At 72.0% G+C, this 25,524-nt stretch carries 22 protein-coding genes and 4 tRNA genes; 11 read left to right on the top strand and 15 right to left on the bottom strand.

Annotation, left to right across the window (positions count from 1 at the left end; all coding sequences use genetic code 11):
• Nucleotides 1-1,942 (top strand): SpoIIE family protein phosphatase (locus BG452_RS05525; RefSeq protein ID WP_188303026.1); only part of this gene is annotated, 1,942 nt, incomplete at its 5' end.
• Nucleotides 1,943-1,997: 55 nt separating this feature from the next.
• Here the strand turns inward: BG452_RS05525 and BG452_RS05520 are convergent.
• Together BG452_RS05520 and BG452_RS05515 are read right to left on the bottom strand one after the other, a co-directional pair.
• Complete coding sequence (locus tag BG452_RS05520; protein WP_188303025.1) at nt 1,998-2,771, bottom strand: hypothetical protein; 774 nt, start codon at nt 2,769-2,771, stop codon at nt 1,998-2,000.
• 220 nt (nt 2,772-2,991) lie between these two features.
• The gene (locus tag BG452_RS05515) at nt 2,992-4,821 is read right to left on the bottom strand and encodes a phosphatidylglycerol lysyltransferase domain-containing protein (RefSeq protein ID WP_411292881.1); all 1,830 of its coding nucleotides are present in this window, start codon (nt 4,819-4,821) and stop codon (nt 2,992-2,994) included.
• A 340-nt stretch (nt 4,822-5,161) separates the two neighbouring features.
• Here BG452_RS05515 and BG452_RS05510 point away from each other — a divergent pair, with 340 nt between their 5' ends.
• Together BG452_RS05510 and BG452_RS05505 are read left to right on the top strand one after the other, a co-directional pair.
• Nucleotides 5,162-5,812: a response regulator transcription factor gene (locus tag BG452_RS05510; protein WP_317620915.1), complete on the top strand. Its 651-nt coding sequence runs from the start codon at nt 5,162-5,164 to the stop codon at nt 5,810-5,812.
• Complete coding sequence (locus BG452_RS05505; RefSeq protein WP_188303024.1) at nt 5,809-6,957, top strand: sensor histidine kinase; 1,149 nt, start codon at nt 5,809-5,811, stop codon at nt 6,955-6,957. Before BG452_RS05510 ends, BG452_RS05505 begins: the two co-directional genes overlap by 4 nt.
• A gap of 92 nt (nt 6,958-7,049) precedes the next feature.
• Here BG452_RS05505 and BG452_RS05500 read toward each other — a convergent pair.
• Nucleotides 7,050-7,133: transfer RNA gene (locus BG452_RS05500), tRNA-Leu, on the bottom strand.
• Between the two features lie 433 nt (nt 7,134-7,566).
• Here BG452_RS05500 and BG452_RS05495 point away from each other — a divergent pair.
• The 6 genes from BG452_RS05495 to pknB all read left to right on the top strand — a co-directional run bounded on the left by BG452_RS05495 (nt 7,567) and on the right by pknB (nt 16,038).
• Nucleotides 7,567-8,418 (top strand): FhaA domain-containing protein, encoded by an 852-nt coding sequence (locus tag BG452_RS05495; protein ID WP_188303023.1) that lies wholly within the window; start codon nt 7,567-7,569, stop codon nt 8,416-8,418.
• 46 nt (nt 8,419-8,464) lie between these two features.
• Nucleotides 8,465-9,019: an FHA domain-containing protein gene (locus BG452_RS05490; RefSeq protein WP_188303022.1), complete on the top strand. Its 555-nt coding sequence runs from the start codon at nt 8,465-8,467 to the stop codon at nt 9,017-9,019.
• A 53-nt stretch (nt 9,020-9,072) separates the two neighbouring features.
• Complete coding sequence (locus BG452_RS05485; RefSeq protein WP_188303021.1) at nt 9,073-10,698, top strand: protein phosphatase 2C domain-containing protein; 1,626 nt, start codon at nt 9,073-9,075, stop codon at nt 10,696-10,698.
• 163 nt (nt 10,699-10,861) lie between these two features.
• Nucleotides 10,862-12,238 carry an FtsW/RodA/SpoVE family cell cycle protein gene (locus tag BG452_RS05480; protein ID WP_317620914.1) on the top strand — a complete coding sequence of 459 codons (1,377 nt, stop codon included), beginning with the start codon at nt 10,862-10,864 and terminating at the stop codon, nt 12,236-12,238.
• The gene (locus BG452_RS05475) at nt 12,235-13,692 is read left to right on the top strand and encodes a peptidoglycan D,D-transpeptidase FtsI family protein (protein WP_188303019.1); all 1,458 of its coding nucleotides are present in this window, start codon (nt 12,235-12,237) and stop codon (nt 13,690-13,692) included. Before BG452_RS05480 ends, BG452_RS05475 begins: the two co-directional genes overlap by 4 nt.
• Before the next feature lie 252 nt (nt 13,693-13,944).
• A complete protein-coding gene (gene pknB / locus BG452_RS05470; RefSeq protein ID WP_188303018.1) occupies nt 13,945-16,038 on the top strand; it encodes a Stk1 family PASTA domain-containing Ser/Thr kinase in 2,094 nt (697 codons plus the stop codon).
• Nucleotides 16,039-16,150: 112 nt separating this feature from the next.
• Here the strand turns inward: pknB and BG452_RS05465 are convergent, their stop codons facing one another.
• From BG452_RS05465 to BG452_RS05445, 5 genes are all read right to left on the bottom strand, one after another.
• On the bottom strand, nt 16,151-16,942 hold the full coding sequence (locus BG452_RS05465) for a class E sortase (protein ID WP_188303017.1): 792 nt from the start codon (nt 16,940-16,942) through the stop codon (nt 16,151-16,153).
• Nucleotides 16,943-16,980: 38 nt separating this feature from the next.
• Nucleotides 16,981-18,126 (bottom strand): class E sortase, encoded by a 1,146-nt coding sequence (locus BG452_RS05460; protein WP_317620913.1) that lies wholly within the window; start codon nt 18,124-18,126, stop codon nt 16,981-16,983.
• Between the two features lie 5 nt (nt 18,127-18,131).
• Nucleotides 18,132-18,794, bottom strand: a complete 663-nt coding sequence (locus BG452_RS05455; protein WP_188303015.1) for an aminodeoxychorismate/anthranilate synthase component II — start codon at nt 18,792-18,794, stop codon at nt 18,132-18,134.
• 55 nt (nt 18,795-18,849) lie between these two features.
• Nucleotides 18,850-19,029: a hypothetical protein gene (locus tag BG452_RS05450; RefSeq protein ID WP_030278236.1), complete on the bottom strand. Its 180-nt coding sequence runs from the start codon at nt 19,027-19,029 to the stop codon at nt 18,850-18,852.
• Between the two features lie 84 nt (nt 19,030-19,113).
• Nucleotides 19,114-19,866 carry a DUF881 domain-containing protein gene (locus tag BG452_RS05445; protein ID WP_188303027.1) on the bottom strand — a complete coding sequence of 251 codons (753 nt, stop codon included), beginning with the start codon at nt 19,864-19,866 and terminating at the stop codon, nt 19,114-19,116.
• 188 nt (nt 19,867-20,054) lie between these two features.
• Between BG452_RS05445 and crgA the strand changes: the two genes are divergently transcribed.
• Entirely contained in the window at nt 20,055-20,303 is a 249-nt protein-coding gene (crgA, locus tag BG452_RS05440; protein WP_188303014.1) for a cell division protein CrgA, read from the top strand.
• Nucleotides 20,304-20,650: 347 nt separating this feature from the next.
• Here the strand turns inward: crgA and BG452_RS05435 are convergent, their stop codons facing one another.
• Entirely contained in the window at nt 20,651-21,544 is an 894-nt protein-coding gene (locus BG452_RS05435; protein WP_188303013.1) for a rhomboid family intramembrane serine protease, read from the bottom strand.
• A 206-nt stretch (nt 21,545-21,750) separates the two neighbouring features.
• Between BG452_RS05435 and BG452_RS05430 the strand changes: the two genes are divergently transcribed.
• The gene (locus BG452_RS05430; protein WP_188303012.1) at nt 21,751-22,422 is read left to right on the top strand and encodes a DUF5324 family protein; all 672 of its coding nucleotides are present in this window, start codon (nt 21,751-21,753) and stop codon (nt 22,420-22,422) included.
• A gap of 67 nt (nt 22,423-22,489) precedes the next feature.
• Here BG452_RS05430 and BG452_RS05425 read toward each other — a convergent pair.
• The 6 genes from BG452_RS05425 to BG452_RS05405 all read right to left on the bottom strand — a co-directional run.
• A tRNA-Ala gene (locus tag BG452_RS05425) sits at nt 22,490-22,562 on the bottom strand.
• Between the two features lie 169 nt (nt 22,563-22,731).
• Nucleotides 22,732-22,860 carry a DLW-39 family protein gene (locus BG452_RS45330; protein WP_014137031.1) on the bottom strand — a complete coding sequence of 43 codons (129 nt, stop codon included), beginning with the start codon at nt 22,858-22,860 and terminating at the stop codon, nt 22,732-22,734.
• A gap of 324 nt (nt 22,861-23,184) precedes the next feature.
• Nucleotides 23,185-23,258: transfer RNA gene (locus tag BG452_RS05420), tRNA-Ile, on the bottom strand.
• An 85-nt stretch (nt 23,259-23,343) separates the two neighbouring features.
• Nucleotides 23,344-23,420, bottom strand: a tRNA-Ile gene (locus tag BG452_RS05415).
• Nucleotides 23,421-23,436: 16 nt separating this feature from the next.
• Complete coding sequence (locus BG452_RS05410; protein WP_188303011.1) at nt 23,437-24,810, bottom strand: class I SAM-dependent methyltransferase; 1,374 nt, start codon at nt 24,808-24,810, stop codon at nt 23,437-23,439.
• 257 nt (nt 24,811-25,067) lie between these two features.
• Nucleotides 25,068-25,524 (bottom strand): DUF3566 domain-containing protein (locus BG452_RS05405; protein ID WP_188303010.1); only part of this gene is annotated, 457 nt, incomplete at its 5' end.

The following is a 25,524-nucleotide window of genomic DNA, read 5'->3' as shown; positions in this document are numbered from 1 at the left end:
CCCGCAGCAGCGCGCCGCCCGGCTCGGGCCGCCGCCGCAGGCCGACCAGTCCGCGCCCGTCCGGCGTCCCCCCGGCCCGCTGCCCGCCCCGCGCGAACCGGCCGGGCGCGGAACCACCCGCGCCGTCCCCCCACCCGTCCAGTCCCCCACCGGAGGAGGAGCCACCATCGAGCAGCAGGCCGCCGCCGAGTCGTCCGCCCACGGCCTCCCGCCGTGCCGCGCCGAGGGCCCACCGAGCGACGCACCGAGCGGCCGGCTGGGCCCGTTCCTCACCAACGGCCAGGCCGGCGAGCAGCTGCAGCTGCTGAACGAGGTCGGCGGCAAGGTCGGCACCACCCTGGACCTCGGCTTCACCGCCCACGAGCTGTGCCAGGTGCTGGTCCCCCGGGTCGCCGACTTCGCCTGCGTGGACCTCGTGGACGGCCTGATCTCGGACTCCGAGCTGCCGGTCTCCCGCCCCGACGACGACACGATGCTGCGCCGGGTCGCCCTGGTCTTCAACCAGACCGGCGGCGCCTGGGACCACGTGCTCTCCGAGGGCTCGCTGGTCAGCATGCCGCGCCGGACCCCGCCCGGGCTGGCCCTGCAGCTGAACCAGCCGGTGCTGGTCCCGGTGGTCAGCGCCGATGTCGCGGTCGACTACGCGATCGCGCTCGGCGGCGCCCGGCTGGCGCCGGTGGTGTCCGGCCGCTCGATGCTGGTGGTCCCGCTGTCCGCCCGGGGCACCGTGCTGGGCATCCTCAAGCTGCTCCGGCTGCCGGACCGCGCCCCCTTCGACGAGAGCGACGCCGCCACGCTGAAGGAGCTGGCGGTCCGGGCCGCGCTGTCGCTGGACAACGCCCGGCTGCACCGCGCCGAGGCCCGGGTCGCCACCACCCTGCAGCGCTCGATGATCCCGACCCGTCCGCCGCAGATCCCCGGCGTGCAGATCGCCCACCGCTACCTGCCCGGCGATCCGAAGGCCGAGGTCGGCGGCGACTGGTTCGACGCGATCCAGCTGCCCGGCAGCCGGGTCGCCCTGGTGGTCGGCGACGTGATGGGCCACGGCATCCACTCGGCCGCCGCGATGGGCCGCTTCCGCACCGCGATGCAGACCCTCGCCGCCCTGGACCTGCCGCCCGGCCAGCTGCTGCGGCACCTGGACAACCTGGCCCAGAAGCTCGGCGACGACCACCTCGCCACCTGCCTGTACGCGGTCTACGACCCGATCAACCGGACCTGCGAGCTGGCCAGCGCCGGCCACGTCCCGCCCGTCCTGGTGCATCCGGACGGCACCGGCGAGCTGCTGGAGATCCCGGCCGGCGCCCCGATCGGCGTCGGCGGGGTGCCGTTCGTCGCCAAGACCATCGACGTCTCGGACGGCTCGATGCTGGTGCTGTGCACCGACGGACTGGTCGAGGTCCGGGGCGGGGACATAGGGGCCGGCCTGGCCGCGCTGTGCGGCAACCTGATCGACCCGCAGCAGAGCCCCGAGCAGGCCTGCGACGAGGTGCTGCGGCGGCTGCACTCGGACGACCGCAAGGACGACGTCGCCCTGCTGGTGGCCCGGTTCGACGGGGTCGCCCCGTCCGAGGTGGCCACCTGGGACCTCACCGTGGACCAGCGCGAGGTCCGCCGGGCCCGTTCACTGGTCCGCGAGCAGCTGGCCGCCTGGCACCTGGAGGCGCTCAGCGACACCACCGAGCTGCTGGTCAGCGAGCTGGTCACGAACGCCGTACGGGTGGCCAGGGACCGGGTGCAGCTCCAGCTGATCCGGGTGGACAAGCTGCTGGTCGAGGTCAGCGACGACAACCACAACCTGCCCTCGCTGGAGCCGGCCGAGCAGCTCGGCGAGACCGGCCGCGGCCTCACCCTGGTCACCAAACTCGCCGAACACTGGGGCACCGCCCGCAAGGCGGTGGGGAAGGTCGTCTGGTTCGAGCTGCCCCTCCCGCACGCGTGACGGCCGCGTACGGGCAACGTCCCGTACGCGGCCGACAGGCCAGGTGGAGCGACGCTCAGGGAATGAGCGCGCCCGCCGAACGGCGCCGGGCCTCCGCCGCCACCTCCAGGGAGGTGGTGGTGGCCACCGTGGTGGCGGCGCCGACCCCGGCCAGCACCCGCGGCCAGAAGTCCCCGAAGACCTCGACCGAGACGGCGATCAGCAGCGCGGTGATCACCGCGACCACGTGCTCCAGACCGGCCAGGTTCGGCAGCATGACCGCCTCGCCGACCATCAGCACCACGACCATGGTGGCGGTGAACCAGGACCGGGTGCGGAACGCGATGCAGATCGCCAGCGCCACCACCGCGGCCGACGGCCCGGTGTCCCGCACGAAGGCGACCCACTTCGGGAAGCCGAACAGGTGGCCCGGCCCGACCGCCACGCCGACCCGGGCGAAGAGCGTGCCCGCCAGGGTGCACGCGTAGGCGACCACCAGGGTCATCCGCCGGCCGAGCACGACCTCGGCGATCGCGAAGACCACGAACACCTGGGCCAGCGCCCCCCAGACCGGCAGGTCCAGGGCCGGCACGTACAACGACAGCGGCGTCCGCAGCAGCGAGACCTCCAGCGGCAGCGAGGCCCGCACCACCCCGATGTGGCTCACGAAGCGCTCGCCGCCCGGCAGGTGCTGGACGACGCTGAACAGCAGGATCAGAAACGTCGCCACCGTGGCCAGCGGGAACGCGGCGAACTTCTTCCGCGCCACCGCGTCCCGGACCGTCAGGTACAACGTTCCCCACTCGGCGACAGCGGCCTTTCTGGCAAGCGCCAGCGGCCCCTTTCGCACGCCCCCCGCGTGGGTCCTGTGAATCACAACTGTTTCTCCCGAATCCCCGAACTTGTCAGCTACTCCAACATTAGAAGCCTGTTAACAAATCCACATCGGCATGGATGGGGAGTTACGTCATCCTCAGGAGGGAGACGAATCCCCCCTCCGGACCCCCCTTACGACCGATGGCACTCTCCGCCGGAGGAGTGTCGGCCCCCCTCCGCCCCCCGGCGGAGGGCTACCCCTTCCCGTCCCGTGCCGCCACCGGCACCCGGGGAGCCACCACGGCGGGCCTGGCGTGCCGGCGACGGAACAGCGCGGGCAGGCTCGGCGCGACGATGAATCCCTCGGCGCGCGCGCTGGCGATGCCGATCCGCGGAATCTCGCTGCTCTTCTCGAAGAGCAGGTAGCGCGGTTCCCAGATCGGCCGGTACTTGGCGTTCGCGCGGTACAGCGACTCGATCTGCCACCAGCGGGAGAAGAAGCCGAGGACGGAGCGCCACAGCCGCAGCACCGGACCGGCGCCGAGCCGCGAGCCGCGCTCGAAGACCGAGCGGAACATCGCGAAGTTCAGCGAGACCCGCTTCAGCCCGACCTCCTCGGCGCGCTGCAGCAGCTCGATCACCATGAACTCCATCAGGCCGTTCTCGGTGTCCCGGGCCCGGCGCATCAGGTCCAGCGAGAGCCCGTCCGGGCCCCACGGGACGAAGCTCAGCAGGGCCTTGAGCTCGCCGTCCCCGTCGCTGCACTCCAGCATCACGCAGCGGCCGTCGCCCGGGTCGCCGAGCCGGCCCAGCGCCATCGAGAAGCCGCGCTCGGTCGCCCCGTCGCGCCACTCGTCGGCCTTGGCCACCAGCTGCGCCATCTCCTCCTCGGAGATGTCCTCGTGGCGGCGGATCCGCACCGTGTACCCGGCCCGCTTGACCCGGTTGTACGCCTGCCGGACCACCCGCATCGCGCGGCCGTCCAGCGAGAACTCGTCCAGCTCGACGATCGCCTCGTCGCCCAGCTCCAGCGCGTCCAGCCCGTGCCGGGCGTAGATCACCCCGGCCTCCTCGGAGGCGCCCATCACGGCCGGCGCCCAGGCGTGCTCGCGGGCCTCGGACAGCCAGGCCTCGATCGCGCCCGGCCAGGCCTCCGGGTCGCCGATCGGGTCGCCCGAGGCGAGCGAGACCCCGCCGATCACCCGGTAGGTCACCGCCGCCTTGCCGCTGGGGGAGAAGATCACCGCCTTGTCCCGGCGCAGCGCGAAGTAGCCCAGCGAGTCCCGCTCGCCCTGCTTGTCCAGCAGGCCGCGCAGCTTGGCCTCGTCCTCGGGGGTGAGCAGTTCCTTGCCGCGCGGACTGCGGAAGGCCACGTACAGCACCAGCAGGAACAGCGCCGCGCCGATCGCGTTGATCACCGCGTTCACCCAGGTCGGGGCGGCGATCACGGAGCGCAGGTGCTCGGACGGGGTGATGGTGATCATCCGGCCGACCGAGTAGCGGAAGAGGTCCCACCAGCCGGCGCCGCCCAGCTCGTTGGTCGCCCAGACCAGCAGGGCGCCGACCGCGCCGCCGAAGAACAGCCCGCCGACGAAGGTGGCCGCCGCGGTCTTCGGGTTGGAGCGGTCACCCTTGGAGGTGAACTCCTTGCGCCCGATCAGCAGCGACAGCACGAACAGGCAGGTCAGGATGGTGGAGACGTAGTTGAGCGGGTGCTTGTTGAAGCGCTCGCCGGGCAGCACCATGGCCGCCAGGTACAGCAGGGCGAAGACACTGCCGAGCGCCGCGTTGAAGATCCACGCGGCCCGCTTGCGCCGCCGCATCGCGACCGCGAGGAAGATCGAGAGCACCGCGGCCGCCAGGCCGGAGGTCATCAGGTACGGGGTGAAGTACTCGCCCTCGTTGTGCTCGGAGACCTGGTCACGCCACGGCACCAGCAGCACCGTGGTCACGTTCAGCAGCGCCAGCAGCCGGAGGTACCAGACGGAGGCCGCGGCGGCCCTCGGGCGCCAGCGGTCGAGCGGTCCGGCAGGCGGTGACCCGGCGGAGGTGGCGGAGGGCTCCGACTTCACAGTGGACGACACAGCTCAATTCCAAACGATCAGATGGCGGGGCGCATCCGCACACGGCCCGGCGCCGGACGCCCGCACAGGCCCGACGGACTGACCGGCCGCCCCCGCCCACCGGCCGCCCGCATCGAGCGGCAGGCCGGAAAAAGGCAGCCAACTCCATGGTTCCGCACTATTCCTGAGAATTGCGTGAACCGGGTAGCGGATTCCCACCCCCGCCGAACGGCGGGGGTCCGTAGCCGCCAGGGTTCGGCGACCCGCCCCCCGTGCCCCTACTCTCAGAGCGACCCCCGCGGACCGACCGAACCCGGCCGCCCGAACCGAGGAGGCACCCATTACCACCACCCGCGTGCTGATCGTCGACGACGAGATCCTGGTCCGCTCGGGCCTCGGCCTGATCGTCGGTTCCGCCCCCGACCTGGAGGTGGTCGGCGACTGCTCCGGCGGGCAGGCCGAGGAGTACGTCCAGCGCCTGCGCCCGCACGTGGTGCTGCTCGACATCCGGATGCCCGACCTCGACGGCATCTCCGTGCTGCGCCGCCTGCGCGCCCTGCCGGACCCGCCGGCCGTGGCGATGCTCACCACCTTCGACACCGACGAGTACATCGGCACCGCGCTGCGGGCCGGGGCGACCGGCTTCCTGCTCAAGGACACCGCCCCCGAACAGCTGGTGCACGCCGTCCGGGTGCTCGCGGCGGGCGGCAACATCCTCTCCCCGACCGTCACCCGCACCGTCATCGGCGGCTACGTGGACGGCGGCGGCCCGGACGCCGAGGCCACCTCGCTGGCCCGCACCCTGACCGGCCGGGAGCTGGACGTGCTCGCGCTGCTCGGCGAGGGCCTGTCCAACGCCGAGATCGCCGACCGGCTCTTCCTCGGCACCGGCACGGTCAAGGACCACATCAGCGCGATCCTCGGCAAGCTCGGTGCCGCCAACCGGGTGCAGGCCGCCGTGCTCGCCCACCGGGCCGGCCTGGTGCGGCCCAAGCCCGGCGACGGGGCATGACGGCCGCCGACCAGCTGCCGTCCGGACGGCTGCCGGCCTGGTGCACCGCCCCCTGGCTGATGCTGCTGCTGCCCGTCCTCTACTCCCTGATGGACGCCGCACTGGTGGCCCGGGACGCCACCTGGTGGCAGATGACGCTCTCCACGCTGGCCGCCGTCGCACTGTTCTGGCGCCGTCGCTTCCCGGTGACGGCGCTGCTGCTCACCATGCCCGGCACCTGGGTCGAGGCGATCTGGCTGGCCCCGATCACCGCCGTCTACACGGTGGCCACCGAGCGCCCCGGCGCGAAGGCCCTGTTCCCCTGCGCGGCCCTGTTCACCCTGGTCAGCTTCTTCCACTGGCCACTGCCGACCCCGATCATCGACCTCAGCCGGAACACCGCCCTGGACGCCATCCAGGCCGTGATGCTGTCCGCCGGCCCGGCCGCCACCGGCCTGCTCTCCCGCACCCGGCGGGAGCTGGCCGCCCGCCTGGACGAGCTGACCCGGGGCCAGGAGCGGGAGAGCCGGCTGCTCGCCGAGCGGGTGCTGATCAGCGAGCGCGGCCGGCTGGCCCGGGAGATGCACGACGTGGTCTCGCACCAGGTCAGCCTGATCAGCATCCAGGCCGGGGCGCTCCAGGTGAGCACCGCCGACCCGGCCGCCGCGACGGTCGCCCGCACCATCCGCGAACTGTCCGTCCGGACCCTGGACGAGCTGCGCCAGATGGTCGGGGTGCTGCGCGGCACCGGCGGCCCGCTCCCGGACGCCCCGCTCGCCCCGCAGCCCCGGCTGGCCGACCTGCCCCGGCTGATCCAGGAGAGCGGACTGGCCGCCGACACCGAACTCAACCCCGGTGACCGTCCGTGGCCGGAGGCGGTCGAACGGGCCGCCTACCGCACCGTCCAGGAGGCGCTCACCAACATCACCAAGTACGCCCCGGAGGCGGCGGTGCACGTGCGAGTCCGGGCGAAGGGCCGCCGGCTGCGGGTCGAGGTCCGCAACGGGGCGCCGCCGGTCCACCCGGCCGAGACCCTGCCGGGCGGCGGCCACGGCCTGGTCGGCCTGCGCGAGCGCGCCCAGCTGCTGGGCGGCACCCTGACCGCCGGCCCCACCCAGGACGGCGGCTTCGAGGTCCGCGCCGAACTCCCGGCCACCTGCTCCTGACCCCGCGGGGCGGGACGGGCCAGCCGGGTCGGCCCGGTCGGTCGGGACAACGAGAAAGCCCCCCAGATCCGAAGATCTGGGGGGCTTCGCTGTGCGCGAGGGGGGAGTTGAACCCCCACGCCCTTTCGGGCACTGGAACCTGAATCCAGCGCGTCTGCCTATTCCGCCACCCGCGCATGGGTGTTGTCTTCTTCGCCGTCCGTCCCTCGGATCCGCTCGGTACCATGTGGCCTTCGCGCCTCCTCGGTCCGGCTCCCTTCCGGGCGGCCCTTCCGACGTGGAAAACATTAGCACGACCTGGAGGGCGGCTCCGAATCCGTTTCCCGGGGAGACCGACCACCTCCGAACGGACGCGCGACGAACGGGCGAGCGAAGGGCGGCGGACGGCTCCGACGGGCACACCTGGCGTGCCGCACCCGAAATGCGTCACCCTGTGTGTCCGAGCCCACCCCCCGGCACCACGCGGTCCGGGAACCGTACGGAAGGGCCCGGCGTGGATACGATCAGTACGGAAGTACCGCAAGTAGGCACGACCGACTCCCCGGAGGGCCACTCCTCGGAGGAGGCTGGTCGGCAGGCAGGCGAACGAACCCTGGAAGGGGGTGCCCCATGGGGATGATGAAGAAGTTCGAGCAGCGGCTGGAGGGTCTCGTCAACGGCACCTTCGCCAAGGTGTTCAAGTCCGAGGTCCAGCCCGTGGAGATCGCCGGCGCTCTGCAGCGCGAGTGCGACAACAACGCGAGCATCTGGAACCGCGACCGCACCGTCGTGCCGAACGACTTCATCGTCGAGCTCAGCCCGCACGACCACGAGCGGCTCAGCCCCTACTCGGGGCAGCTCGGCACCGAGCTGGCCGGCATGGTCCGCGAGTACGCCGAGGCCCAGCGGTACACCTTCATGGGCCCGCTCCAGGTGAACCTGGAGAAGGCCGACGACCTGGACACCGGCCTGTACCGGGTGCGCAGCCGCACCCTGGCGGCCGAGGAGCCCCAGCAGTACGCCCCGCAGCAGCCCGGCTACGACCGCCAGCCGTCCGCACCGGCCCCCGGCGCACCGTGGCAGCAGGGCGGCGCCGGGCAGTACAGCGCGCCCCCGCCGCCCCCCGCGCCCCCCGCGATGCCCCCGGCCCCACCGGCCGGCGGCAACGTCCGGGCCTTCCCGGGTGCCGGCCACGGCGCCTCGGTCCGCCGCTGGATCGAGGTGAACGGCGCCCGCCACCAGATCACCGGCGCGGCCTGCGTGCTCGGGCGCTCGACCGAGGCGGACGTGCGGATCGACGACCCCGGGGTCTCCCGCAAGCACGCCGAGATCCGCCCCGGCACCCCGGCGATGGTCCTCGACCTGGGTTCCACCAACGGCATCGTGGTGGACGGACAGCACACCCAGCGCGCTACGCTCCGCGACGGCTCCCGAATCGTCGTGGGCTCCACCACCATCGTCTACCGGCAGGTCGAAGGGTAGTGTCCGAGTTGTTCGCGCGCCTCGCTCACCGACTGGCGGGACGGTCATGTCAGAACTGACCCTCACGGTCATGCGGCTGGGCTTCCTGGCCGTGCTGTGGCTGTTCGTCATCGTCGCGATCCAGGTGATCCGCAGCGACCTGTTCGGTACCAAGGTGAACCCCCGCAGCTCCCGTCGCGGTGCCGGCAACGGCGCCCCGTCCGGCGGTGCCGCGGCGGCGACCGCCACGGCACCCGGACGTCCCGCGGCACCCGCCCCCGGCAACGCCGGAGCGGGCCAGACCCAGGGCGGCGGCCGCCGCCGCGGCGCCCCGACCCAGCTCGTGGTCGTGCAGGGCTCGCTGGCCGGGACCACGGTCGCGCTGCAGGGCCAGACCATCACGCTGGGCCGCGCGCACGACTCGACCATCGTGCTGGACGACGACTACGCGTCCTCCCGGCATGCCAGGATCTATCCGGATCAGACTGGGCAGTGGACGGTCGAGGATCTAGGCTCCACCAACGGCACCTATCTGGACCGGCAGCGCCTGACCGCGCCCACTCCGCTCCAGCCGGGCACGCCGATCCGTATCGGCAGGACCGTCATCGAACTGCGGAAGTAGTAGCGCATGAGGGACAGCATCCCGTCCATGACCCAGAGGGGGGCACAGGTCGCATGACCCTGGTGCTGCGCTTCGCCGCCGGCTCCCACAAGGGACTGATCCGGGAGGGGAACGAGGACTCCGGCTACGCCGGGCCGCGGCTGCTGGCCGTGGCCGACGGCATGGGCGGCGCCGCGGCCGGCGAGGTCGCGTCCTCCGAGGTGCTCGGCTCGATCGTCCGACTGGACGAGGACGTGCCGGGCGCCGACCTGCTGACCCTGCTGGGCGACGCCGTCCAGGGCGCCAACGACCGGCTCCGGCAGATGGTCGAGGAGGACCCGCAGCTGGAGGGCATGGGCTGCACCCTGACGGCCATGCTCTGGACCGGCCAGCGGATGGGCCTGGTGCACGTCGGCGACTCCCGCGCCTACCTGCTGCGCGACGGCTCGCTGGTGCAGATCACCCAGGACCACACCTGGGTGCAGCGCCTGGTCGACGAGGGCCGGATCACGCCCGAGGAGGCCGAGACCCACCCGCAGCGCTCGCTGCTGATGCGGGCCCTGGACGGCCGCGGCCAGGTCGAACCCGACCTGTCGATCCGCGAGGTCCGGGCCGGCGACCGCTACCTCATCTGCTCCGACGGCCTCTCCGGCCCGGTCAGCCACCAGACCCTCCAGGACACCCTGGGCAGCTACTACTCGCCCGAGCAGACCGTGCAGGAGCTGATCCAGCTCGCACTGCGCGGCGGTGGTCCGGACAACATCACCTGCATCGTGGCGGACGTCATCGACGTCGGTGCCACGGACACCACCAGCGGCCAGTTCAACGACGTCCCGGTGGTGGTCGGCGCGGTCGCCGAGACCCCGCCGTCCTCGGCCGCCGCCGACCACTCGATCGCGGACACCCCGGCCGGCCGCGCCGCCGGACTGGGCCGCGGCCCGCAGGGCGCCTTCGGCCCGCCGGAGGGCTACGAGGGCGGCTACGGCGCCGCCCAGGGCGGTTTCGGCCCCGCCGAGGGCTACACGGGCGAGGACGGCCACGGCTACCCCGCCGAGCCCTCGGTGTACGGCTCCGAGGAGTTCGACGAGGAGCAGCCCCCCAAGCGCAAGCGCCGGGGCCTGACCGTCTCGCTGGCCGTCCTGGTCACGCTCGGCCTGCTCGGCGGCGCCGGGTACTTCGGCTACCAGTGGACCCAGGACCAGTACTACATCGGCGAGGACGGCGACCACGTCGCCATCTACCAGGGCGTCAACCAGAACCTGGCCGGGCTGAGCCTGTCCTCGGTGCACGAGTCGCACAGCGACGCCCCGCTGAAGTGGCTGCCGCAGGACCAGCGCACCCAGGTGAACCGGACCATCTCGGTCGGCAGCCTGCAGGACGCCGAGAAGACGATGACCGGCCTGGTGGACTGGGCCAAGCTGTGCCAGAAGGCCGCCACCGTCTCCACCGGCGCGGCCCCGCAGGGCACCCAGGCCACCAAGACCGCGTTCGTGGCCGCCACCCCGACCGCCCCGGCCGAACGGGAGAAGCCCCGCAACCCGGCCGCGGCCGCGCCGAGCACCACGCCGACCCCGTCCGCCCCGGCCACGTCCGCCCCGACGCAGAACGCCACCCCGCCGGCGGCCGCCCCGACCGAGCAGGCCCAGCCCCCGTTGAACGACGACGAGCGCAGCCGGGCCGAGTCCTGCCCGAAGCCGTGACGTCCGTGATCCGACATAGGTCCGCCCGGAGCGGGCCGGCCGGCCGTCAGGGAGCGGTCACCACGTGAGCAGCTACAACCTGAGCGGCGACACCGGCCGCGCCGGCGGCCGCCGCCGGGCGGCGGCCGAGCGCGCCGGACCACGGCGGCGCGGCAACACCACCATCTCGCTCCAGGGCGCACCGAACCGGCGCAACACCGAGCTGGCCCTGCTGGTCTTCGCCGTCCTGCTGCCGATCCTGGCGTACGCCAACGTGGGCCTGGCGATGGACTCCCGGGTCCCGGCGGGGATGCTCGCCTACGGCCTGGGCATGGGCTCGCTGGCGCTGGTCGCGCACCTGCTGGTGCGCCGCTTCGCGCCGTACGCGGACCCGCTGATGCTGCCGATCGCCACCCTGCTGAACGGGCTGGGCGTGGTGATGATCTGGCGGCTGGACAAGGCGGGCCACCTGCTCAGCGGCAACTTCCCGGCGGCCCGCAACCAGCTGATGTGGTCGGCCCTCGGGATCACCCTGTTCATCGGGGTGATGGTCTTCCTGAAGGACCACCGGGTGCTCCAGCGCTACACCTACATCTCGATGGTGGTGGCGCTGGTGCTGCTCGCCGCGCCGGCCTTCTTCCCGGCCCGGGCGGAGGACTTCGGCGCGAAGATCTGGATCCGGCTGGGCGGCTTCTCGATCCAGCCCGGCGAGTTCGCCAAGATCATCCTGACCGTCTTCTTCGCCGGCTACCTGATGGTCAAGCGGGACGCCCTGGCGCTGGCCAGCCGCCGCTTCATGGGCCTGTACCTGCCGCGCGGCCGCGACCTCGGCCCGATCATCGTGATCTGGCTGCTCAGCCTGCTGATCCTGGTCTTCGAGAACGACCTCGGCACGTCCTTCCTGTTCTTCGGCCTGTTCGTGGTGATGCTCTACGTCGCCACCGAGCGGACCAGCTGGATCCTGTTCGGCCTGCTGATGTCGGTCGGCGGCGCGGTCGCGGTCGCCACCACCACCAGCCACGTCAAGGTCCGGATCGACGCCTGGCTCGACCCGATGGCCGCCTTCTCGGCGAACCCGCCCAAGGGCGCCACCGAGCAGATCGGCCAGTCGCTGATGGCGCTCGGCTCCGGCGGGGTGACCGGCTCCGGCCTCGGCCAGGGCCGTTCCTGGCTGATCAACTTCGCCGCCAAGAGCGACTTCATCCTGGGCTCCTTCGGCGAGGAGCTCGGACTCACCGGCCTGATGGCGATCTTCCTGCTGTACGCCCTGCTGGTGCAGCGCGGCCTGCGCACCGCCCTCGCCGCCCGCGACCCGTTCGGCAAGCTGTTCGCCGTCGGGCTCGCCTCGGCGATGGCGCTGCAGGTCTTCGTCGTGGCTGGCGGAGTCACCGGACTGATCCCGCTGACCGGTATGACCATGCCGTTCCTCGCCCAGGGCGGTTCGTCCGTGGTCGCCAACTGGGCGCTGGTCGCCATCCTGCTAAAGATCAGCGACAGCGCGCGCCGACCCGGGGTCGAACCGGCCCCGGCCACCGAGGGCCAGGGAGGACCCGCCCGATGAACAAGCCGATCCGACGGGTTTCGATCTTCTGCCTCGTGCTGATCCTGGCCCTGATGGTGCGCACCAACTGGGTGCAGGGCGTCCAGGCCGACTCCTGGGCCTCCAACAAGAACAACAAGCGCCAGCTGTACGACCGCTACGCCCACCCGCGCGGCAACATCATCGTCAGCGGCCAGCCGGTGACGAACTCCGACTTCGTGAACGGCCTGCGCTACAAGTACAAGCGCTCCTGGCTCAGCGGCCCGATGTACGCCCCGGTCACCGGCTACTCCTCGCAGGCCTACGGCTCCAGCCAGCTGGAGAACCTGGAGGACGGCATCCTCTCGGGCACCGACGACCGGCTGTTCTTCCGCAACACCCTGGACATGCTGACCGGCGAGCAGAAGCGCGGCGGCGACGTCCTCACCACCATCAACGCCAAGGTGCAGAAGGCCGCCTTCGACGGCCTGGGCGACAAGAAGGGCGCGGTGGTCGCGCTCGACCCGAAGACCGGCGCGATCCTGGCCCTGGTCTCCACCCCGTCCTACGACCCGGGCAGCTTCGCCGGCGGTGACAGCAGCGACACCAAGGCCTGGCAGGACCTCAACGCGGACCCGAACAAGCCGATGCTCAACCGGGCGCTGCGCGAGACCTATCCGCCCGGCTCGACCTTCAAGCTGGTCACCGCCACCGCCGCGTTCGAGAACGGCCTCTACCAGAACGTCAACGACGTCACCCAGACGCCGGACCCGTACACCCTGCCGAACACCCAGACGGTGCTGAAGAACGAGAGCCCCAACGAGCGCTGCGAGAACGCCACCATCAAGTCCGGCTTGGACCAGTCCTGCAACACGGTCTTCGCCAAGATGGGCGCGGACCTCGGCAAGGACAAGATGCGCGCGCAGGCCGAGAAGTTCGGCTTCAACAGCACGATCGACACCCCGATCCGCTCCGAGAAGAGCATCTTCCCGGACAGCCCGAGCCTGGACGGCACCGCCCAGGACTCGATCGGCCAGCACGACACCCGCGCCACCCCGCTGCAGATGGCCATGGTCTCCGCGGCGATCGCCAACAACGGCAGCCTGATGCAGCCGTACCTGGTCGACCAGGAGCGCTCGGCCTCGCTGACCACCATCTCCAAGCACACCGAGAAGCAGTTCTCCCAGGCGATGAGCCCCACCACCGCGCAGAAGATGCAGGACCTGATGGTCTCGGTGGTCGAGAACGGCACCGGTACGAACGCCAAGATCCCCGGCCTGCAGGTCGGCGGCAAGACCGGCACCGCCCAGCACGGCGAGGACAACGCCGGCCTGCCGTTCGCCTGGTTCACCTCCTGGGCCAAGACCCAGGACGGCCAGTCGGTCGCGGTCGCGGTGGTGGTCGAGGACGGCTCCCAGAACCGTGACGGCATCAGCGGCGGCCGCCTCGCGGCCCCGATCGCCAAGGCGGTGATGCAGGCCGCGCTCGGCAAGTAGGGCGAGGGTGAGGTGAATGTCACGATCGGCACCCCGGTCCGGATACCGGTCTGATATCGGCCGACGGCTGACTCCGGTCCGGTGCGGTGCGACCGGTAGCGTATCCGCCAGCAGCGGGTGTGCCCGTTGCCGCCCGCGAGGTGGCGCACGGCCCGGCCGGAGAACCGGCCACGGCCCGCGCGGCGTCACCCAGAGCGTGCGGGGACACCTACGTCACAACCTCACCGGCGGGTGAGGGAGAGGGTCGGAACTATGGAAGAGCCTCGTCGCCTAGGCGGCAGGTACGAGCTCGGCGGCGTCCTCGGACGCGGCGGCATGGCCGAGGTGTACCTCGGCCATGACACCCGGCTCGGCCGTTCCGTCGCAGTGAAGACGCTCCGGGCCGACATGGCCCGGGATCCGTCGTTCCAGGCCCGCTTCCGCCGCGAAGCACAGTCGGCGGCGTCCCTGAACCACCCCGCGATCGTCGCCGTGTACGACACCGGCGAGGACTACATCGACGGGATCTCCATCCCGTACATCGTGATGGAGTACGTCGAGGGTTCGACCCTGCGCGAGCTGCTGCACTCCGGCCGCCGGCTGCTGCCCGAGCGGGCGCTGGAGATGACCATCGGCATCCTCCAGGCCCTGGAGTACTCGCACCGGGCCGGCATCGTGCACCGCGACATCAAGCCGGCCAACGTGATGCTGACCCGGCAGGGCAACGTCAAGGTCATGGACTTCGGCATCGCCCGCGCGATGGGCGACGCCGGGATGACCATGACCCAGACCTCGGCCGTGATCGGCACCGCCCAGTACCTCTCCCCCGAGCAGGCCAAGGGCGAGCAGGTCGACGCCCGTTCCGACCTCTACTCCACCGGCTGCCTGCTCTACGAGCTGCTGACCGTCCGCCCGCCGTTCGTCGGCGACTCCCCCGTCGCGGTCGCCTACCAGCACGTCCGGGAGGAGCCGCAGCCGCCGTCGGTCTTCGACCCCGAGGTGCGGCCCGAGATCGACGCGATCGTGCTCAAGGCGCTCGCCAAGGACCGCGACTACCGCTACCAGAGCGCCGACGAGATGCGCGACGACATCGAGCGCTTCCTCGACGGCCTCCCGGTCGCCGCCGCCCAGCAGGCCGCCGCCTACGGCATGGGCGCCGCCGGGTACGGCTACGACCAGAACGGCTACCCGCAGCAGCACGACCCGTACGGCCAGACCAACGTGCTGCCGCAGCAGCCCGGCGGCCCGACCACCGTCCTGCCGCAGGCCTCCGGCTACCAGGACGACGGCTACGGCCAGACCTCCGCCGGTGGCGCGGGCGGCCACGACGACGGCTACGGCCAGGGCGGCGGCCGGCGCGGCGACGACCGGCAGAAGAAGAGCAACACCTCCTGGATCGTGCTGGCGGTGGCCGCCGTGCTGGTCCTGGTCGGCACCTTCTTCGTGGCCCAGGCGATGTTCAGCGACAAGGGCACCAAGGACGCCCCGAAGGTCACGGCGCCCAACCTGGTCGGCAAGAGCCTGGCGGACGCCAAGACCGCCGCGGCCGCGGCCGGTTCCAAGCTCGTGGTCACCGAGGGCGACAAGATCGCCTGCCCGGACACCAACGTCAAGAAGGACCAGGTCTGCACCCAGACCCCGACGGCGGGCACCCAGGTCTCCGAGGACGCCCACATCACGGTGCAGGTCTCCTCCGGTCCGGCCAAGACCCAGATGCCGACCCTGACCGGCAAGACCAAGGACCAGGCGATGCAGGCCCTGACGGCGGCCGGCTTCACCAATGTCGCCACGCCCGACTACAAGGACGACGACACCGCGCCGCAGGACACCGTCCTCGCCCAGGACCCGGCGGCCGGCACCCCCGCCGACCCGAGCGCCCAGGTCAAGCTGACGATCTCCCAGGGCAAGACCAAGCAGACCGTCCCGAACGTGGTCGGCGCGCAGAAGGACGACGCGCAGAACACGCTGCAGACCGCCGGCTTCCAGGTCGACACCTCCAAGACGACGCCGACCAACGACCCGACCAAGGTCAACACCGTCGCCACGCAGTCGGTCGCGCCGAACACCAAGGCGCCGACCGCCACGAAGATCTGGCTGACGATCTACAAGGCGCCGGACAAGGCCCAGGTCCCGCCGATGCAGAACCAGAAGCTGTCGGACGCCATCGCCGCGCTGTCCAAGGTCGGCCTGCTCTACACGGTGGTCGCCGGCCCGCAGGACCCGAACGCGATCGTCATCCAGAGCATCCCCGCAGCCGGCACCCAGCTGGACCCGAACACCCAGGTGCAGCTGATGACCCGGCCGGCCGATCCGGCCAAAGGGGGGGACTCCGCCACCACACCCCCCGGCAAAGGGGGCAACAACTAAGCCCTTCTTCCCCTGGTTCTGAGACCGGGGAGCAGGAGGGCCGAAGAGCCCGGGGGCCCGCCGCGGTGATCGCGACGGGCCCCCGGGCGTTCCGTTCGGCCGAGGCCCCGGATCAGCGCAGCTCCGGCGGCGGGGTGCGCTTGGCGTCCATGCCGTCCACCCGCACCAGGCTCCCCCAGACGGCCATCCGGTACCGCGAGGTGTACACCGGCGTGCAGGTGGTCAGGGTGATGTAGCGGCCGGGGGCGGTGTAGCCGGAGCTGACCGGGACGGGCGCGACGATGCCGGTGTCGTACTTGGACGTCTCCGGCAGGGTGTTGTCGACCTTGTAGACGTACCACTTGTCCTTGGTCTCGACCACGACCGCGTCGCCCCTGTGGACGGCGTCCAGGTCGTGGAACTTGGCGCCGTGGCCGTCCCGGTGGGCGGCCAGCGCGAAGTTGCCCGCCTGGTCCCAGGGCATCGCGGCCTTGTAGGGCTGCTCGTACACGCCCGCCACGCCCTCGTCCAGGACGTCGGTGGAGGTGCCCATCCGGATCAGCACCTGGAAGTCCCGGCCCATCGCCGGCACGTGCAGGAAGCCCACGTCGTCCCCGATCGCGGGCGGCGCGACGGCGCCGCCCGGCCCGGCGGTGGCGCCCGAAGGGCCGGCGGTCGGACCGGCCGCCCAGGAGCCGCGCAGCCGGTCCGAGGCGTCCGCCGCGGAACGGTCCGCCTGCACGTTGGTCCACCACAGCGAGTAGGCCACGAACAGGCCGAGCACCAGGCCCAGGGTGATCAGCAGCTCGCCGAAGACGCCGAGCGCGGCCAGCGCCCGGCTCCGGCCCTTCCTCTCCGCCCGTTCGGGCGGGGGGAAGGCCTCCCCCTCCGGATCGGCCGACCGCGCGGTCCCGTCGTCCTGCATCTGCGCTGCTCCCCCTCCGAAACCCGGCCTCCGGGCGGCTACCCGCCCGTGATCGCGGCCGGCTTGCCCTGACTGCGCGGCCGCTCCTCGATCATCTTGCCAAAGAGGATGAGGCGGTACTTGGAGGTGAACTCCGGGGTGCAGGTGGTCAGGGTGATGTACCGGCCGGGGCCGGTGTACCCGGAGCCGTTCGGCACCGGCTTGATCACGCTCACGTTGCTGGGCGGGGTCTGCGGGATGCCCCCGGTGATCTCGTAGGTGAAGTACCCGGCGGCGGTCTCCACCACGACCTTGTCGCCCTTGCCGAGCTCGTTGATGTAGCGGAACGGCTCGCCGTGGGTGTTGCGGTGGGCGGCCAGCGCAAAGTTGCCCGCCTGGTCGCCCGGCATCCCGGTGCCGGGGTAGTGGCCGACCAGGCCCTTGTCCAGCACCGCCGCCTTGTCGGTGCCCTCGGCGATCGGGAACTTCAGCCCCAGCTTGGGCAGGTAGATGATGGCGAAGCCCTTGCCGGGCGCGAACGCCTCCGGCTTGTTCGGGTCCGCGGCGGGCTGGCCCGGGCCGGGCGGCGGGGCGTCGAACTGCTGCTCCAGCTGGTCACGGGCGCTGCTGGCGGCCGCGTCGGCCTGCACGTTGGTCCACCAGAGCTGGTACGCGACGAACAGCAGCATCACCACGCCGAGGGTGATGCACGCCTCGCCGACGAAACGGGCGGCCACCACGAGCGCCGACTCCTTGGGACGGGCGCCCCCGGCCCCCCGGCCCTTCGCCCGGCGCCGTCCACCGCCCGCGCGGACCGAGGTCCGGCCCTGGGCGGCCCGACGGCGCTCGGCCCGGCCGCCGGTGGCCGGAGCGGGCTCGGTGGCAGGCTCGCCGCCGTCGACGGGCAGCCGCAGCTGGAGGGTCTGGTCGGGCAGCCACGGGTACTCGGGGCCGCCCTCGACCAGTTGCTCGGCCTGCTCGTACACGCCCCAGCCGTCCTCCGGCGTCCCCGGAACCGGCTGATCCTGCGGGTACGGCCCGCCGGACTGCGCGGCACCGTACTGCGGCGCGGCGGGCTGCGGCGCGGCGGGCTGCCGGGTGCCGTACTGCGGGCCCCCCTGCTGCTGGACGCCGTCGTACGGCTGCGGGCCGCCGTACGGGCCGGCCTCCGGCTGGTAACGCCCCTCCGGGCGCACCGCGGTCACGCCGCTCAGCCCCGGCCGATCACCGGGGCGAGCCCGGCCGACCGGTCCACGGCCTGCGGGAAGCCGCACTCCGCCAGCCAGTTGGCGAGCATCCGGTGCCCGCCTTCGGTCAGCACCGACTCGGGGTGGAACTGCACGCCCTCGACGGGGAGTTCACGGTGCCGCAGGCCCATGATCACGCCGCTCCCGGTCCGGGCGGTGACCACCAGCTCGTCCGGCACGGTGGCCGGGTCGACGGCCAGCGAGTGGTAACGGGTCGCGGTCAGCGGCGAGGGCAGCCCCTCGAACACCCCGCCGTCCTCGTGCTCGACCGGCGAGGTCTTGCCGTGCAGCAGCTCCGGCGCCCGGCCGACCACCGCGCCGTACGCGACCGCGATCGACTGCAGGCCCAGGCAGACGCCGAACACCGGCAGTCCGATCCCCGCGCAGTGGTGCACCATCGCGACGCAGACCCCGGCCTCCTCGGGCGATCCGGGCCCGGGGGAGAGCAGCACCCCGTCGAAGCCCTCCTCCCCCGCCCGGCGGACGGCGTGCTCGACGGTCACCTCGTCGTTGCGCACCACCTCGCAGGTGGCGCCGAGCTGGTACAGGTACTGGACCAGGTTGAAGACGAAGCTGTCGTAGTTGTCCACGACCAGGATGCGGGGCGGGGTCGACTGGGTGGTCATGCGCGCGTGGTCTCCGTGGGATGCGGTGCTGGGGGGAAGTTCCGGGCCCGCCGGGTCAGCCGGCCGAGGCGCCGTCGCCGCCGTCCACTGTGACGTCGCCGAAGGGGAGCAGCGGTTCCGCCCACGGGAAGACGTAGGTGAAGAGGAGGTAGACGATCCCCAGGATCAGGAGCAGCGAGATGACGGCCCGGACCAGGGTGTTCCCCGGCAGGTGACGCCAGATCCAGCCGTACATGGTGCTCCCTCGAGGTAGCGGACTGGGGTCAAGAGTAGACCCGGGTTCAACGGCCGCGAGGCCGGTCCGCCACTGCCGCTCCCGCTACCCACCCGCCGAGCGCAGTTCGGTGGTGCCGGAGTATCCGGGCAGGGTCAGGTCCCCGCTCTCCTGGACCTTCCAGCCCAGCCCGTAGGCCTGGACGTACTGCAGGTAGTTGCGGATCGTCGGGTCCGCCTCGACGGCCGACCGCAGGGCGTCCGTCTTCCCCACCGCCTTGACCACGTACGGCGGGGAGTAGACCCGGCCCTGGAGCAGCAGGGTGTTGCCCACGCAGCGCACGGCGCTGGTGGAGACCAGCCGCTGGTCCATCACCTGCACGCCCGCCGCGCCGCCCCGCCACAGCGCGTTGACCACGGCCTGGATGTCCTGCTGATGGATGACCAGGTCGTTGACGCCGGGCTCGGGGACACCGGGGATGCGCGCGGTGGCGTTCGGCGGGGCGTCGTTGAGGGTGACGGTCAGTCCGCCGCCCTGCAGCGGCTCCAGGGCCGCGCCGAGCCGCAGGCCGTCCAGCTGGGCGGCGTCGGCGGGGTTGTGGCCCTGCTGCTCGGTGAGCTGCTGCGCCCGGGCCTGGAGGTCGGCCAGCTGGGCCTGCGCCTGCTGGTTCTGCGAGCTGCGCTGGCGGACCACGTCGCCGAGGCTCAGCAGCGAGTTGTCGGTCCGCAGGTCGGTGCCGCGGGCGGTCTGGGCGCTGATGTAGAAGAGCAGACCGGCGAGTGCGAACACGGCGCAGGTCAGGGCACGTCCGACAATTCGGGTGCCGGAACGGCGGGTAACGGCCTTCCCGGGGGGAATCGACAAATTAGTCACCGTACCCTTATCTCCTTGAGACCCGCCGAGCCACTACGCTAACGGACGCCGGTGGCAGGCGGGGGAGCGGTCCCAGAGCGCTCTCCACGTCCGACCGTCGGCTCTCGCCCGCTGCACCTCTCACCCGCTGCACCCCTGCGCGGTCTCACAGCGCATCGACAGGAGAACTCCTCGTGCCGAAGTCTCGACTCCGCAAGAAGTCCGACTACACCCCGCCGACCACGGCCGTGGTGAAGATCAGCTCGGGCCGTAGTTGGGTCGCCCCGCTGATGCTGGCACTGTTCCTCATCGGCCTGGTCTGGATCGTCACCTACTACGTGACGAGCGGCAGCTACCCGGTCGAGAGCTGGCGGAACTGGAACATCCTGGTCGGCTTCGGCTTCATCGCGGCCGGGTTCGGCGTCTCCACCCAGTGGAAGTGACGCTCCGCGCGTCCTGAGGCTCGCATTCGAGCCGTTTCCGCCGCTTCGGATCGCGGGCCCCGGGGCGGCGGTTCGGCGTGCCCGGAGCCGAGCCGGAACGCGGTCGGCCACCCATCGGACAGTCCCACCATCACACCGTCAGGCTTATCCACATGGTTATCCACACTGGGGAAAAGTCCCCACAGCCTGTGGATAACTTTCGCGGTCCGGACTGTCCACAGCTGTGCACAACTCCCCGAAGGCACGGGAACCGCACAGGAGGACACGCGTAGAACAGCAGTCCACAGCCGAGCCGGCGCACAGCCTGCGCCCAACCCCGCACCCGCTGTGGACAAACGCCCGGGGCGTCACGCGCCGTACAGGGCCATCCCGGCCAGCAGCATCGCCGCCTCCAGGGCCAGCGCCACCACCACCGTCAGCGCCTGGACCGGGCCGCGGCGCTCGCGCGGGGCGTACATCAGGCCGGAAGCGACCAGGACACCGATCACCAGCCCGCCGATGTGCGCCCGCCAGTCGATGCCCGACGCGGAGAAGGTGACCACCAGGTTGAAGACCAGGAAGGCCACCGCCGGAGCCAGCGGGCCGCGGTCCCGCAACTGCATCAGGATCGTGGCGCCGATCAGGCCGAAGACCGCCCCGGAGGCACCGAGCGAGTTCACCCAGTCGCCCGCCACCAGGAAGGTGAAGGTGCTGCCGCCCAGGCCGGCCAGCAGGTAGAGGGCCAGGAAGCGCAGCCGGCCGAGCGCCTCCTCCAGCGGCGGGCCGAGCCAGAGCAGCACCAGCATGTTCAGCCCGATGTGCCACCACTGGAGGTGCAGGAAGGTGGCGGTCAGCAGCCGGTACCACTGCCCCGGGCCGTCCGCGACCCCGTACGGGCCGCCGGCGTGCGCCCGCCCGGCGCTGGCCAGCGCCCAGACCTCGCCCAGGCGCGGGACGAGCACGTAGGCGGCCAGCACCCAGACGACCAGGTTGATCCCGACCAGCACCCGGGTCACCAGCCCGCCGTCCAGGGTCGGCGCCCCACCGAACCGGGTGGTCGCCCGCCGCGCCCCCGCGTGGCCCTCGCCGACGCACTCGGGGCACTGGAAGCCCACCGAGGCGGCCACCATGCACTGCGGACAGATCGGCCGATCACAGCGGGTGCAGGAGATCCCGGTGGCCGTCCGCGGGTGCCGGTAGCAGCCGGGCGGCTCGGCTTCGGGGGAGCGGCCCGTGGACCGTCGCGGCTCGTCCGGGAGCATCAGCGGCTTCCCCTTCCCTACCCGATCACCGAAGCCGCCAGCCTACTGCGGTCCCCCGCCCCGGCGGCCGGCCTTTCTCCCCCGCCCCGCTCCCCCGCGGACCCCGCGTACGGCCCACCCCGGCGTGCCGGGGGACAAATCCACATGCATGATCAGCATTCAGGTGGATATGTGCATAAAAGGACGCCACCCAGGAGGAGAGACTCGTGAGCTTTTCGGACTCGGCCCGTGAGACCGCCACCAGGACCCGGGACACCGCCGCACAGTTCGCGGACGGCGCCAAGCAGCGCCTCGGGCCCGCCCTGGACGCCCTCGGCCCCAAGGCCGCCCAGGCCGCCCACCAACTCCGCGTCCACTACGACAAGCACCTCGCCCCGCAGGTCTGCCAGGCCTTCGCCAGCCTGCCGCCCGAGGCCCAGCAGAACGCCCTGAGGGCCTTCCACCGGGCCCAGGAGGCCGCCCTGGCGGCCCGGCTCTCCGCCGCCCACGCCGCCGACCAGGCCCGCACCACGGTCGGCCCCAGGGTCGCCCTGGCGGTCGAGGAGGCCCGCGCCGCGGTCTCCCCGGTCGCGCACGAGGCCCAGTTCCGCGGCGCCGCCGCGCTGACCGCCCTCCATGGCAACGTCAGCTCGGCCGAGATCAGCGAACTGGCCGCTCGGAACGCCAAGCGGCGGCAGCGGTGCGGCTGGTCCACCGGCCTCGTGGTGGCCGGGGTGCTGGCGGTCGGCGGCGGCCTGGTCGCCTGGCAGTGGTGGCGCCGGCACAGCAACCCGGAGTGGCTGGTCGAGCCCTCGGCCCCGCAGTCGCCGCCGCCGACCGGTGCGACCGCCGCCACCGCCCCGGTGAACGGCTCCGAGGACGACCGCCCGCAGTCCTAGCGGTCGGGCCCGGAAAAGCCGAACGGCGGCCGACCTGGAGAACAGGTCGACCGCCGTTCAGGCGCTGTGGAGCATAGGAGACTCGAACTCCTGACATCTGCCTTGCAAAGGCAGCGCTCTACCAACTGAGCTAATGCCCCTCGATGGCACGGCCCGTGCCAACGGGCACTAGCGTACCGGGTTCCGGCGTGGTTCCGAGAGCCGTCCCCCTGGGGGGAACCGGCCGGTCCGATCGAAGGAACGGGCCGACCGGTTCGGGAGGCGCGATCAGCGCCTCCGAAGACCGTCGATCGTCAGATCGACCGGGGCTCAGCGACCGGCCGGAACCGGGTCGGTGGCCTCGGTCCACAGGTCCTGCTCGGCGCGGTCCGCCTGGACCTGACGGTAGACAAAGAAGCCGCCGAGGGCGACCAGGGCGACCAGGAGGAGCTTCTTCACCGCGGGACCTCGTCCTTCTTGCGTTGATGGACTCAAGAGCCGGTGCTCCGGCCGGACCGACCGGGCCGACGAGTCCAGATGTGTTTCGAGCGCGAACGGGCTGCCGGGTGCCAGACTGCCCTTGCGGCCGATGATACACACCGGTGTCCCAATCGTGACCAGCCACCGGCGCCGTCAACCCGACGGTCCGGTCCGAGGATTGACGCCACACCTCCTGTCGTACGGATCGTCCGCACGCGGTCCGCCCGGGGAAGGCCCGTCGGAGCCTGTCCACCGGGGAACGCCGAAGGGCCCGGAGTGATCACTCCGGGCCCTTCGGGGCGGTGGGCCTAACAGGACTTGAACCTGTGGCCTCTTCCTTATCAGGGAAGCGCTCTAACCGTCTGAGCTATAGGCCCTCGCTGCACAGCAGAGCGTACCGGAAGCCGCTCGATCCGCGAAAACGTCGAAGGGCCCGGAGTGATCACTCCGGGCCCTTCGCGGTGGTGGGCCTAACAGGACTTGAACCTGTGGCCTCTTCCTTATCAGGGAAGCGCTCTAACCGTCTGAGCTATAGGCCCTTGCCGCACTGAAAGATTAGCGGACCGACCGCCGATCTCCCAAATCCGTTCCGGCCGGGGTCGCGGCGATGACCTCGGCGGCCGGGCGCACCAGCCACTCCTCGCGGGTCGGCGGCAGGCCCGATCCGCCCTCCTCGGTACCGCGGACGGCGAGGATCTGGTTGACGCCGATCCGGTTCTGCTCGAAGGCGAGCGCGCAGGCGGCCATGTACAGCCGCCAGACCCTGGCCCGGCCGAGGCCGACCAGCCGGACCGCCTCCGTCCAGTGCGCCTCGAGGTTGGCCACCCACTCGCGCAGGGTCAGCCCGTAGTGCTCGCGCAGCGCCTCGACGTCCCGGACCTCGAAGCCCGCCTCCTCCAGCCGGGCCACGGTGGAGCCGACCGGGGAGAGCTCGCCGTCGGGGAAGACGTAGCGGTCGATGAAGGGGCTGGTGCGGTGCGCCTCGCCCGGGTAGTCGGGGCGGCGGGCGATCTGGTGGTTGAGCAGCCGGCCGCCGGGGGCCAGCAGCCGGTACAGGCCGTCGGCGTAGACCCGGTACTGCTCCTCGCCGACGTGCTCGGCCATGCCGACGCTGGAGATCGCGTCGAAGGGGCCGTCGGTGATCTCCCGGTAGTCCTGGAGCCGGATCTCGACCCGGTCGGCCAGGCCGGCCTCCTCGACCCGGGCCCGGGCGAGCGCGACCTGCTCCTCGGAGATCGAGACGCCGACCGCGGTGACCCCGTAGTGCTTCGCCGCGTGCAGCACCAGCGAGCCCCAGCCGCAGCCGACGTCCAGCAGCCGCATCCCGGGCCGCAGGCCGAGCTTGCGGCAGATCAGGTCGAGCTTGGCCTCCTGGGCGGCCTCCAGGCTCTTCGCCTCGGGCGTCCAGTAGGCGCACGAGTAGACCATGGAGGAGCCCAGCACGAGGCCGTAGAAGTCGTTCCCGACGTCGTAGTGGTGGCTGATGGCCGCGCGGTCCCGGCTGCGGCTGTGCAGCCGCCCCTGGGCCCGGCGGACCTCCTCCGGGGGTGGGGTGGGCTCCGGGCCGATCGCCCCGGCCCGGAGCGCGGCGGCGACCGCCCGGCGGCCCTTGGCGCCGAGGACGTCGCGCGGCCCGAGGGCCCTGGTGCGGATCTCCGGCAGCTCGGCGAACCGGGCGACCACGGAGAGCGTCTCGTACAGGTCGGTGCCGGGGGCGAGGTCCAAGTCCCCCGAGACGTAGGCCCGGGCCAGGCCCAGCTCGTCCGGCTGCCAGATCAGCCGGCGCAGTGCCCGGCGGTTGCGCAGGACCACGGTGGGCGCTCCGGGCGGACCGGCGACGCTGCCGTCCCAGGCCTGCACCCGCACCGGGACCGGGATGCCCAGCAGCCCGTCCAGGGCCTCGACCAGTTGACCTGCGAGCTTCGCCACCGCGTGCCTCCGTCAGCCGTCCTGCGGAACCTCATCTGACCCGGTCGACCGACCGGGGCGGCCTGCGGCACTCCCAGGGGTGGGAACGGGCGGCGTCCAGCTAATCCCACCGCGGGCAACCCGTTTCCGGGCGGCACGCCGCGGGTGCCGGCTGTCACCCGAAATGCCGACGGGCCCCGAAGGCTGCAACAGCCTTCGGGGCCCGTACATTCCGTCCGTGGACGGTGAACTGACCTGTGGTCAGGATCCGGCCGGGATCAGTCCTCCTCGGCCAGGGTCAGCTCGACGCCGCCGGTGAAGCCGGCCGCCGCGTTGTAGATGAAGGCCGAGAGCGTGGACAGCGCGGTCAGCAGGACGACGTCGACCACGGCGATCAGCGTGGTGAACATCATGACCTGGCCGAAGCCGATGTAGTCCATCAGGTTGAGCTGGCTGCTGGCGTTGTCCGCGCCGCCCCCGGTGACGTCCTTGAGCGTCTTGGTCAGCGAGTCGAAGACGCCGAGCGAGTCCAGCGTCATCCACAGCACGGCCGAGGCCACGATGATGATGATGCCGACGGCCAGCGACAGCAGGAAACTGACCTTCATCACCGACCACGGGTCGACCTTGGTCACCCGCAGCCGGGCCTTGCGGGTCCGGCCGAGGCCGCCCCCGACGGTCGCGGGCCCGCCGGCGGGGCGGGGGGGTGGGGGGGGCCCCCGTGCCGGCCCGGGG

This window comes from Streptomyces sp. CBMA123, assembly GCF_014596465.1.
Taxonomy (GTDB): domain Bacteria; phylum Actinomycetota; class Actinomycetes; order Streptomycetales; family Streptomycetaceae; genus Kitasatospora.
This window is presented reverse-complemented; position numbering and strand designations above follow the sequence as displayed.